This is a genomic window from Rheinheimera sp. (genome assembly GCF_020217005.1).
Lineage (GTDB): Bacteria > Pseudomonadota > Gammaproteobacteria > Enterobacterales > Alteromonadaceae > Pararheinheimera.
On the sequence record NZ_JAIWOI010000187.1, the window covers coordinates 1 to 10000 of the forward strand.

At 45.5% G+C, this 10000-nt stretch carries 13 protein-coding genes; 7 read left to right on the forward strand and 6 right to left on the reverse strand.

The genetic code is table 11. From position 1 onward, the window contains the following. A partial coding sequence (locus LDL40_RS09050) for a S8 family serine peptidase (protein ID WP_300994978.1) occupies positions 1 to 1108 on the reverse strand: 1108 nt, incomplete at its 3' end. Between the two features lie 412 nt (positions 1109 to 1520). On the opposite strand from LDL40_RS09050, the gene LDL40_RS09055 reads away from it, so the two are divergent. Next, positions 1521 to 1799: a peptidylprolyl isomerase gene (locus LDL40_RS09055; RefSeq protein ID WP_300994979.1), complete on the forward strand. Its 279-nt coding sequence runs from the start codon at positions 1521 to 1523 to the stop codon at positions 1797 to 1799. A 24-nt stretch (positions 1800 to 1823) separates the two neighbouring features. Next, the gene (locus LDL40_RS09060; RefSeq protein ID WP_300994980.1) at positions 1824 to 2345 is read left to right on the forward strand and encodes a GNAT family N-acetyltransferase; all 522 of its coding nucleotides are present in this window, start codon (positions 1824 to 1826) and stop codon (positions 2343 to 2345) included. A 50-nt stretch (positions 2346 to 2395) separates the two neighbouring features. Here the strand turns inward: LDL40_RS09060 and LDL40_RS09065 are convergent, their stop codons facing one another. Next, positions 2396 to 3658: a DEAD/DEAH box helicase gene (locus LDL40_RS09065; protein WP_300994981.1), complete on the reverse strand. Its 1263-nt coding sequence runs from the start codon at positions 3656 to 3658 to the stop codon at positions 2396 to 2398. 145 nt (positions 3659 to 3803) lie between these two features. On the opposite strand from LDL40_RS09065, the gene LDL40_RS09070 reads away from it, so the two are divergent. Both LDL40_RS09070 and LDL40_RS09075 read left to right on the forward strand, forming a co-directional pair. Further along, positions 3804 to 4139 carry a GIY-YIG nuclease family protein gene (locus tag LDL40_RS09070; protein WP_300994982.1) on the forward strand — a complete coding sequence of 112 codons (336 nt, stop codon included), beginning with the start codon at positions 3804 to 3806 and terminating at the stop codon, positions 4137 to 4139. 25 nt (positions 4140 to 4164) lie between these two features. After that, positions 4165 to 5076 carry an AEC family transporter gene (locus LDL40_RS09075; protein ID WP_300994983.1) on the forward strand — a complete coding sequence of 304 codons (912 nt, stop codon included), beginning with the start codon at positions 4165 to 4167 and terminating at the stop codon, positions 5074 to 5076. Here LDL40_RS09075 and LDL40_RS09080 read toward each other — a convergent pair. After that, complete coding sequence (locus LDL40_RS09080) at positions 5033 to 5533, reverse strand: HPP family protein (RefSeq protein ID WP_300994984.1); 501 nt, start codon at positions 5531 to 5533, stop codon at positions 5033 to 5035. The two genes, LDL40_RS09075 and LDL40_RS09080, sit on opposite strands and share 44 nt — an antisense overlap. A 104-nt stretch (positions 5534 to 5637) precedes the next feature. Here LDL40_RS09080 and LDL40_RS09085 point away from each other — a divergent pair, with 104 nt between their 5' ends. Then, on the forward strand, positions 5638 to 6213 hold the full coding sequence (locus LDL40_RS09085; protein ID WP_300994986.1) for a TetR/AcrR family transcriptional regulator: 576 nt from the start codon (positions 5638 to 5640) through the stop codon (positions 6211 to 6213). Here the strand turns inward: LDL40_RS09085 and LDL40_RS09090 are convergent. Both LDL40_RS09090 and LDL40_RS09095 read right to left on the reverse strand, forming a co-directional pair. After that, positions 6210 to 6392, reverse strand: a complete 183-nt coding sequence (locus tag LDL40_RS09090; protein ID WP_300994987.1) for an Arc family DNA-binding protein — start codon at positions 6390 to 6392, stop codon at positions 6210 to 6212. The genes LDL40_RS09085 and LDL40_RS09090 overlap by 4 nt on opposite strands. A gap of 12 nt (positions 6393 to 6404) precedes the next feature. Further along, entirely contained in the window at positions 6405 to 7256 is an 852-nt protein-coding gene (locus LDL40_RS09095; protein WP_300994989.1) for an SPFH domain-containing protein, read from the reverse strand. Positions 7257 to 7423: 167 nt separating this feature from the next. On the opposite strand from LDL40_RS09095, the gene LDL40_RS09100 reads away from it, so the two are divergent. Continuing rightward, positions 7424 to 7972 (forward strand): helix-turn-helix domain-containing protein, encoded by a 549-nt coding sequence (locus tag LDL40_RS09100; RefSeq protein ID WP_300994990.1) that lies wholly within the window; start codon positions 7424 to 7426, stop codon positions 7970 to 7972. A 130-nt stretch (positions 7973 to 8102) separates the two neighbouring features. On the opposite strand, the gene tyrS is transcribed toward LDL40_RS09100, so the two are convergent. Next, a complete protein-coding gene (gene tyrS, locus LDL40_RS09105; protein ID WP_300994991.1) occupies positions 8103 to 9305 on the reverse strand; it encodes a tyrosine--tRNA ligase in 1203 nt (400 codons plus the stop codon). A gap of 162 nt (positions 9306 to 9467) precedes the next feature. Here tyrS and LDL40_RS09110 point away from each other — a divergent pair. After that, the coding region (locus LDL40_RS09110; RefSeq protein ID WP_300994992.1) for an OapA family protein at positions 9468 to 10000 on the forward strand (533 nt) is incomplete at its 3' end.

A 10000-nucleotide genomic window follows, 5' to 3' on the forward strand; every position in this document is an offset into this window, starting at 1 on the left:
GATAAGGACTGGCTGCCGGATCGCCGCCTGCCCCGCCCCCCCAGGAGTTGTTGATTACGTCAGCGCCGTCTTTAACAGCCCAGTCCAGCGCTTCTAATAACATCACGTTTGAACCACTGCCGGTTACCGTAGTGACACCGTTGGTGGTGCGATAGACCTGGAACAAGGCTTTATAAGCCATCAGATAAGCGCCTGGTGCCACACCAGACACATCGACCTTAGTGTATCCCTCTTTAGGAGCATCCACTACAACACCGTCTTCATCTGTATTGCCCGAGCCGTTAAAATAAACTGTGGTAGGCATACCCAAAATAGTACCAGCGACATGGGTACCGTGCCCCCCCTGTCCCAAAGGACTCATGTATTCCTGTTCTATAGTGGCGAAAGTTGGAGCACTAAAACGCGCTACTATTAATTTGTTATTACAGAAATCAGGCTGAACTGTCGCACAATAATCTGTTGTCACTTTATCTTCCGGCGCCGTGAATCCGGTATCGCGAAACATTGGGTTTTCCGGTCGAATACCACCATCTATGACTGCTACCTTGATACCTTTACCCGCTTCAGCACTACCACCCAGTTTTTCCCAGACTTGTTTTGCTTTAATTAAGTCCAGTGATGTATCCATTTGCTCATAATACATTTCTTCACGATACACCTGGGTTACACCAGGCAAAGCTGACAACTGGTCAAAAATATCACGTTCTGATGTCACTACTACTGCGTTCAGCACTGTGTCGTAATGACGGTCAAGCTGGGCATCAGGCAAAGATTTTTTTAAATTTTTCGCAAAACTCTGACGTTCTGTTGCCAGTACTGCTGAGTGTTTCGCCACTGCGGCAGAGGACATATCCAGCAGATTACCTTTAGTGCCTGTCGCTTTTTGCGACGCTGTGGCAGCCTGAGCTAAAGGAGCATTTTCTAGTTTTACAATGAAGTAATAAGGACGTTGTTCCAGTCGGACTTTATTTTTTACTGATGTGTCGTAGCTGACCAGACCTTCCACTTCCGGAGAATAGATAGATTTTTGTGGTTGTGCTGCTATCACAGAACCCGACAGCGCCGCAGAAACAGCGACGGCTAATAATGAATAACTTTTACGTTGCATTCTGAACCTTCCTAGATTTTCAATTTTTATTATCAAACAGGTACATATTTAACCCGGATCGCGCAGCTCCATTTATATTACACATGGCTGGAGCATTACAAGAAGATGTTAATTAACAATCAATAGAACAAGATGAAAAAACAAACAATAAATTACAAATCCCAAATGAAATCAATCAAGTACAAAATAAAACAAATGTAAATTTAAAAACAATAAACTGATAACTGAAATTATCTCAGCCATAGTTCCCAGTGCCACTGATTTTTGGCCACAACAGCTCGGTTGAGCAGCAACAATAGTCAGCGCAAAAACCAGAAGTTGCGGTTTGGGCCCTGCTTTTCAGGACCAGAAGGCTATTACTCTTTTTTTAATAAAGAGTTAGAATGAAAGGCCACTGAAAAGGTAACCTTAAATGTCAAAAGCCTGTGCCTGCCATATTCTGGTCAAAACTGCTGCTGAAGCAGAGAAATTAAAGCAACTGCTGGCCAAAGGCGCCAGTTTTCATGAATTAGCTAAAAAGCATTCGCTCTGCCCTTCCGGTAAAAAAGGCGGTGATTTAGGCGAGTTTAAGCCAGGCCAGATGGTCAGAGCTTTTGATGAAGTGGTATTTAAAAAAGCTGTACTGGAAGTGCACGGCCCAATCAAAACTCAGTTTGGTTACCACCTGATTAAAACCTTATACAGAAGTTAGCTGAAGAAGCGGATGGAGAGTCGGATGCGTTTTGTGCCTTGTAGTTATGATGAACATGCCGAAGCTATTCTGGCCATTTTTAACCACGCAATTTTGAATACCACAGCCTTGTATGAATACAAGCCCCGCACTATGGCTACTATGCAGCAGTGGTTTGCCAATAAGGCAGCTGGCAATTTTCCGGTTATAGGCATGCTGAATGAACAGAACCAACTTGTGGCTTTTGGCAGTTATGGCACTTTCAGGGCTTTTCCGGCTTTTAAATATTCAGTGGAGCACTCAGTTTATGTAGCGCCAAACCAGCAGGGTAAAGGTTATGGTGCTTTGATGCTGAAAAAAATTATAGAGCAAGCGCAACTTGAGAATTACCACCTGCTGATTGGCGGTATAGATGCTGCCAACGAAGCCAGTATAGCTTTGCATACTAAATATGGCTTTCGACACAGCGGCACTATTACTCAGGCCGGTTTTAAATTTGGCCGCTGGTTAGATTTAGCCTTTTACCAACTGACTTTATCAACCCCTCTTGAACCAAAAGACGACTGAACAAAAAGGCAGTCTGATCTGCCTTTTTTAAGTTCAGTACTTTAGAGCCGTTACTTCTTACCCAGCAACTGCGAACGTAATTTAGCCTTTTCTTTCGCCAGTTGCTTGTTGCGACTCGCGACTTTTTGTACCCGCTCTTCTTCAGCGTCGGCTTTTTTGCTGCTGTGATTCATTTTCGGGTCGTGCTCATAACCAGGTAACACTTGTTGGCTGATCACTTGCTTGGTTAGTTTTTCGATAGCCTGCAACATCACCAGATCATCAGGTGTAACTAAACTTATCGCCAGGCCTGAGTTCCCCGCCCTGCCAGTGCGGCCAATACGATGCACATAATCTTCAGCGACCTGGGGTAAATCGTAATTGACCACTATAGGCAGTTCTTCAATATCTAAGCCCCGTGCTGCGATGTCTGTGGCCACTAACACACTTAATCTGTTGTTTTTAAAATCATCCAGCGCCTTGGTGCGGGCGCCCTGACTTTTATCGCCGTGAATAGCGCCAGCCTCTATGCCATCTAAGCGCAACTGTTTCGCCAGACGATCGGCGCCATGTTTAGTCCGGCTAAATATCAGTACCTGTTTCCATTGCCGCGAGCCAATCAGATGAGACAGCATCTCACGTTTGCGCTGGGAGTCCACTCTGTAAGCCAGCTGTTCTATTTTATCTGCGGTACTATTAGGTTTCGCTACTTCAATCAGCACAGGCGATTTTAATAAAGTGTCAGCCAGCTCTTTGATTTCTTTAGCAAAGGTTGCAGAGAAAAACAGCGTCTGCCGCTCTTTCGGTAAACGCGCCATAATACGTTTAATGTCGTGAATAAAGCCCATATCCAACATACGGTCTGCTTCATCCAGCACCAGAATTTGCAGTTCAGATAAACTCACTGTGCCCTGATGCAAATGATCAAGCAGACGACCAGGTGTCGCAACCAGAATATCTAAACCACGGCTGGCTTGATCGTATTGAGGGTTGATCGACACACCGCCATAAAACACTGCGTATTTCAGCGGTAAATCAGCGCCATAAGCTTTGACGCTGTCAGCCACCTGCTGTGCCAGCTCGCGGGTTGGCGTCAGCACCAGACAACGCACCTGCAAGTTATTCACTTTGCTGGTGTTTTTACTTAATAATTGCAGCACAGGTAAAGTAAAAGCTGCAGTTTTGCCTGTTCCTGTCTGAGCTCCGGCTAACACATCTTTGCCTTCTAAAATCACAGGTATAGTTTGCTGCTGAATAGGTGTTGGTGTGTGATACCCCTGGTGAGTTACAGCAGAAAGAATACGGGGATCTAAACCAAGCGTGGCAAATGACATGCAATTTCCTTTAAAGTAGCGACTCTCAAACCTTTATACCCAAAGTATATGCGCTTGCAGTAAGAGCCAGAGCTCAACAAAGCTGCAGCTTCAAGTATGACGGCTATAAAACAGCGCTAGTGTAGCAGAACTCACAGGACAAGGCATGACTGCAGTACCCACCCCATGGTTTGTGTATATGGTGCGCACAGCAACAGGCGCTTTGTACACAGGGATCAGCACGGATCCTGAACGGCGTTTACGTCAGCACAGCGGGGCTTTAACAGGCGGAGCCAAAGCGCTGAAAGGCAAAGGTCCGTTGCAGTTAGTCTTCACTTTCGCCATGCCCTGCCGCTCTTCAGCCAGTAAGCTGGAATATCAGCTCAAACAGTGGAATAAAACACAGAAAGAACTGCTACTAAAACAAGAGGTCACGCAACTAAACCTACTACAGCAGCTATCAGGCGAAAGTCGCATAGGCTTAGTCTGTGCTACAGATTAGACTAGGGTTTGACTAAGGAGCCTGCATGGAAAGTTTCGTTTTAGTACTAGTGTATTTAGTGATAGGCGCCTTGCTGCGCAAACTACCGCAATTTCCTCAGGATACAGGTTTAGTATTGAACCAGTATGTGCTTTTTGTCGCCCTGCCCGCTTTAGTGCTGCAAAAAATCCCGTTGTTAGAGTTCTCCAGTCAATTGTGGTTGCCTGCTATTACGCCTTGGGTACTACTGCTGATAGTGGCAGCCTTAGTGATACTGGCAGGGAAAATCTGGCACTTTGAAAAAACCACAGTGGGCGCTTTGCTGGTGGTTTTACCCTTAGGCAATACCTCCTTTTTAGGTTTTCCTATGGTTGAAGCTTTTTTTGGCGACAAAGCCTTGCCCTATGCCATGATTTACGATCAAGCCGGATCTTTTTTAGCCCTGGCGACTTACTCCACTATTCTGGCCGCCTGGTATAACCCCAATGCTGCAACTCCGAATGCGGCTCAGATCATCAAAAGGGTACTGACCTTTCCCTCTTTTATCGCTCTGATGCTGGCTTTATCTTTGAAGTCTTTTAGCTACCCTGAATTTTTTAGTCTGGTACTGGACAGCCTGGCCGCCACTTTAGTGCCAGTTATTATGATCGCTGTAGGTTTTCAGTTCAGATTGCAGTTAGACAACAAAGACGCCAAACCGCTGTTTTTTGCGCTTGGCGTAAAGCTGTTTTTAATGCCTGCGCTGGCCTTAGGTTTCTTAGGCGTATTTAAACCCGATGCTTTATTACTGCAGGTGGTGGTGTTTGAAGCCGCTATGCCACCCATGGTGTCTGCCGGCGCTATAGCTATGGGTGCTGGGCTGGCACTGCGTTTAGTGCCAGCTTTGGTAGGTTTGGGCTTGCTGCTTAGCTTTATCAGTCTTCCGCTTTGGTATTGGTTGTTGCAGCTTTACGTTTAACTAAGTGTTGATGCCCCTTTTTATGACTCTGATGGTAATAATGAGCGGCCACAACCATAAGTACAGAACCGGTCAGAACTGGATTGAATAAAAACCACCAGTCCGGCGCTGTCAGCATAATCAGTAAAGTAGTAGCACCTGCTGGTGGATGGGTAATTTTCCACAATACCATCAAGCCGATAGATAATCCGACAGCAATAGATAAGCTCCAAACTGTTAAACCAAAAGCATGAACAAAACTGAGACCGATCAAAGCGGCTAAAAAGTGACCTGCTATCACGTTTTTTGCTTTGCCAAGTGGGCTACCAGGTAAAGCAAATAAAATAACAGCCGTAGCACCAAAAGGCGCCACCAGCCACAGCTGCTGCCATTGTTGCAACAAAGCAAACAAAGCCATTATCAGGGCTGCACCTGTCCCTGCGATCAATGCTTGTACCCATATTTTATATTCAGTCACGCTATCACCTCATAATGCAGACAAGTCTGTCTACCTACAAGATGCATTGTAGACAGATTGGTCTACCTATGTCAAGCTAGGCCTCTACTCTACGGAGAATCTTTATGGAACTGGATAAAAAACAACAGCTTGTTGAAGCAGCTTTAAGCCTTTTTTACCGTCATGGTGTGCATGCCGTTGGCATCAACCAAATTTTAGAGCACAGTGCTATTGCTAAAAAAACCTTGTACCACCATTTTGATAGTAAAGATCAGTTATTGCTCGCCACCTTGGAACTGCGGCATCAACGTTTTTACCACTGGCTGGAGCAACAATTTGCCGCCCCATCCTCTGCATCTCCCATAGACAAGTTGTTTGATGCATTAACGCTATGGTTTGAGGGCAAGTCTGAGCTATTAGGCCCCTTTTTTGGCTGCTATTTCCAACATTGTGCCGCTGAATACCATGGTCCGGACAGCACCGTACTTGAGCAGTGTGCCCAGCATAAGTTAACAGTCAAAAACTTAGTGAAGATCCACCTTGAAAGCTATCAGTTGTCGCCACAATCACTGGCTGCATTGCTTGATGGCTTAATGTTACTGAAAGAGGGCGCTATCAGCATGGCACTGTTACATACAGATCCAACAGCAGCGCATAGCGCTAAAAAACAAGCTCTATTGCTGCTCAGGGCATTAGACTAATCAGGCTCGGCAACGGGCTCGCCAGGAGGTTTTTTCTTCATCCGGCCTGCCTGGACCAGCGCCTCCCGCAGCAGGTATTCAATCTGGCCATTTACACTGCGAAACTCGTCATCGGCCCAGTGCTGCAAAGCCTGCAGCACTGTTTCATCCAAACGTAACGCAAAAGCTTTTTTCGACACTTTTGTCTCCGTTTAGTACAAAGTACCGGTATTGATTACAGGCTGCACCTGATGATCACCACAAAGCACCACGAGCAAGTTACTGACCATAGCGGCTTTACGTTCTTCATCCAACTGCACCATATTTTTTTCTGACAAGCGGGCTAATGCCAGTTCCACCATACCTACCGCGCCTTCAACCAATTGCTGGCGTGCCATCACCACAGCTCTGGCCTGCTGACGCTGCAACATGGCACTGGCAATTTCAGGAGCATAAGCCAAGTGGCTAATCCGGGCTTCCAATACTTCAACTCCGGCTTTCTCAAGGCGAGCCTGAATTTCACCTTTGAGCAAATCCGTCACTTCAGGACCATTGCTACGCAGACTAATATCACCATCTTCTGCTGCTTCGTAGGGGTAACTTGAGGCTAAGAAACGCAGTGCAGCCTCGCTTTGAATACTGACAAAGTTTTCATAATCCTCGACTTCAAACACTGCTTCAGCACTATCTACCACTTTCCATACCACTACAGCCGCAATTTCAACCGGGTTGCCACTGTGATCATTCACTTTCAGCTTACCACTTTCAAAGTTGCGAACCCGCAATGAGACTTTTTGTTTGCTGTAAAAAGGATTGGCCCAGCGCAAACCAGTCTTTAAATCAGAACCTGTATAGCGACCAAACAACTGCAATACCACACACTGATTCGGTTGCACCATGTAGAAGCCAAAAAAGCCTATACCAACCAGAATTAGCGCCAGTATGGCAACTAGTTTCAGCGGTCCAGCCAAAACAAGTAAGCCAAGACCTGCCAAAGCAAAGACGGCTGGCAGTACAGCGAGCATCATCAAGCCACCGCGGCTTGTTGCCATATATTCCTTCATAAAAACCCCTTATTTTGATATCAATTTAATATCAAAATAGCTTTACTCTGACAAAAAGCAAGAAAAAAAGTGCAAAAAAACAGCAATTGAATAGTAAAAGTGCAGAGTTAATTGACACAGGTCAATTTGATAAATATGATAAATTCAATCAAATCAGAAAAATCATTATGTCAGAGCAGCATCAACTTATTTCTACCCGACAAGCCGCCACCCTTTTAGGTGTTTCGGTACGCACAATTCAACTTTGGGTTGAACAAGGATTGCTCAGCGCCTGGAAAACGCCTGGAGGACACAGACGAATAGTACAGGAGTCCTTACTGGCTTTATTGCATAAAAGACAAAGATTGCAGCCGCTGACTTATATAGTTTGCGTCGACCTGAATGCAGACTTTTTCAATTTAATCCAGCAACTGTGCCAACAATGGAATTTCCCTGTTGAGTTGCGGCAAGCACGTAACGCGGTGGATGCTCTGCTGATGATGGGCGAACATAAACCTGAAATCATACTGATGAATGCAGCTCAAGCTGGTGTAGATATGAGTATGTTGCAGCAAGAGTTAATAAAGCATCAGGTCAAACTTGCTTTATTAGCGGAGGACGACCCGCAATCTGAGCTGAGTATGGAAGTGATTTGGCTGCGGCTTCCTTTTGAACCCTCTCAATTCAAAGCTGCATTACAAAAATTACTTTTTGCCCGACTGCAACAAGCTGGTTAACCACTGTTGCCAGGGTTGAATGGTGATGGCTAATAAGCAGCTTCACTGCAAAGCCAATTAACCTTTTGACGTTCCCTAGTAATTGGCCTGGCCAACTACTAGGGTTACATCATTGAGGTGGACTCTTTAGTTAAACCAAACTTACTTTAGCAAATTTACGTTTACCGACCTGGAAGATATGGCAGCTGCCTTTGGCAAATTCCATTTTGCTGTCTTCCACTTTGGTTTCACCATCCAGCTTGACCGCACCTTGCTTAATCATCCGCATAGCTTCTGAGGTACTTTCGACCAGACCCGCTTCTTTTAACAGGTTGGTGATCTGAATACTGTCAGTGGCTAAGGTTAAGCTCAGTTCAGGAATATCATCAGGTAAGGCGTTCTTTTGGAAACGCTGGATAAAGTCCTGCTCTGCCGCATCAGCTGCAGCCTGGTCGTGGAAACGGGCAATAATTTCCTTAGCCAGCTCAATTTTAATATCACGTGGGTTACGGCCTTCAGCCGCTTGTTGCTTCAGTGCAGCTATATCTGCAATAGGGCGGAAACTCAGCAAATCGTAGTAACGCCACATCAGTTCATCACTGATCGACATCACTTTACCAAACATCTCACCCGGCGTATCTGTGATACCTATATAGTTGCCCAGAGACTTGGACATCTTCTGCACACCGTCCAGACCTTCCAGCAATGGCACCATGATGATGGTTTGTGGGCGCTGACCTTCGTCTTTTTGCAGCTCACGGCCCATCAACAGGTTAAAGCGCTGATCGGTACCGCCCATTTCAATGTCGGCCTCTAATGCAACAGAGTCCCAGCCTTGCACCAGCGGGTACAAAAACTCGTGAATCGCAATAGACTGGTTGTTGGCATAACGCTTTTTAAAATCATCGCGCTCCAGCATACGGGCTACGGTTTGCCGTGCAGCCAATTTGATCATGCCAGCCGCCCCTAACTTTTCCATCCATTCGGAGTTAAAAGCCACGCGGGTTTTTGCCGGATCCAAAATCTTAAATACTTGCTCTTTATAGGTCTGTGCGTTAGCCAACACGTCTTCACGGGTTAAAGGTTTACGCGTAACGTTTTTCCCTGTTGGATCGCCAATCATGCCGGTGAAGTCACCAATAAGGAAAATGACATCATGACCCAACTGTTGAAAGGTGCGTAATTTGTTGATTAAAACCGTATGGCCTAAATGCAAATCTGGTGCAGTTGGATCAAAACCTGCCTTGATTTTTAAAGGTTTTCCTTCCTTTAACTTGGCAATCAGCTCGTCTTCTAACAAAATCTCTTCGCAGCCGCGTTTTATCTCAGCCAGCGCCTGCTCCCAGTGAGCCATGGTCTACTCCTAAATCTCTTTGTATTTCTCAAAATTCCAAGCCTGCATTCTACTGAAACATTTCTTTAGATCAAACCAACAAAAGTGTGGCATCAGCTAAAAAATCGTTATATGCTCATTTTCTTATTGGTTTGTCTGATAATAATAAGAGATGCGCTTTCTATGATTTCTTCTTTGCCTATCAAACATCGGTTATTAATCGGCGCTTTAAGCGGCATTGTTGCCGTTATGCTGTTGATCCCGTCAGAACAAGCTTCAGCCTCCAGAACTACAGAAACTTCAGAGCTGGAAGTTGGAAAAAGATACAGTATTGATATTCCTTTGGTGGAAGAGAAAATTGCAGCAGAACAGCTGGCCACTCTGCCACACGAAGACAACTCACTGGAGTGGGTGACAGTTGATGTGAAAAAAGGTGACATCCTGTCAGCTATTTTCCGCAAAGCTAAGTTAGATCAAGCCGCGATGCAGGAAGTGCTGGAACTGGGTAAACCAGTCAAGACCTTAACCCGCATTTTTCCTGGTGAGCAAATTGAGTTTGGTTTAGATAACCAAGGCAAGCTGCAGGAAATTCGTTATCCAATCAATAACCTGAAAACTTTACGTGTCCAGCGCACCGCTAATGGTAAGTTTGCTGCTGAAGAGCTGTTAAAGGAAGTAGAGACCCGCACTGAAGTGGTCAGTGGTGTAGTGAACGG

What these genes read in the sequence shown, in the direction of transcription:
- LDL40_RS09055 (WP_300994979.1), top strand. Translation starts at nt 1,521, where the DNA reads ATGTCAAAAGCCTGTGCCTGCCATATTCTGGTCAAAACTGCTGCTGAA.
- LDL40_RS09060 (WP_300994980.1), top strand. Translation starts at nt 1,824, where the DNA reads ATGCGTTTTGTGCCTTGTAGTTATGATGAACATGCCGAAGCTATTCTG.
- LDL40_RS09065 (WP_300994981.1), bottom strand. Translation starts at nt 3,658, where the DNA reads ATGTCATTTGCCACGCTTGGTTTAGATCCCCGTATTCTTTCTGCTGTA.
- LDL40_RS09070 (WP_300994982.1), top strand. Translation starts at nt 3,804, where the DNA reads ATGACTGCAGTACCCACCCCATGGTTTGTGTATATGGTGCGCACAGCA.
- LDL40_RS09075 (WP_300994983.1), top strand. Translation starts at nt 4,165, where the DNA reads ATGGAAAGTTTCGTTTTAGTACTAGTGTATTTAGTGATAGGCGCCTTG.
- LDL40_RS09085 (WP_300994986.1), top strand. Translation starts at nt 5,638, where the DNA reads ATGGAACTGGATAAAAAACAACAGCTTGTTGAAGCAGCTTTAAGCCTT.
- LDL40_RS09095 (WP_300994989.1), bottom strand. Translation starts at nt 7,256, where the DNA reads ATGAAGGAATATATGGCAACAAGCCGCGGTGGCTTGATGATGCTCGCT.
- LDL40_RS09100 (WP_300994990.1), top strand. Translation starts at nt 7,424, where the DNA reads ATGTCAGAGCAGCATCAACTTATTTCTACCCGACAAGCCGCCACCCTT.
- tyrS (WP_300994991.1), bottom strand. Translation starts at nt 9,305, where the DNA reads ATGGCTCACTGGGAGCAGGCGCTGGCTGAGATAAAACGCGGCTGCGAA.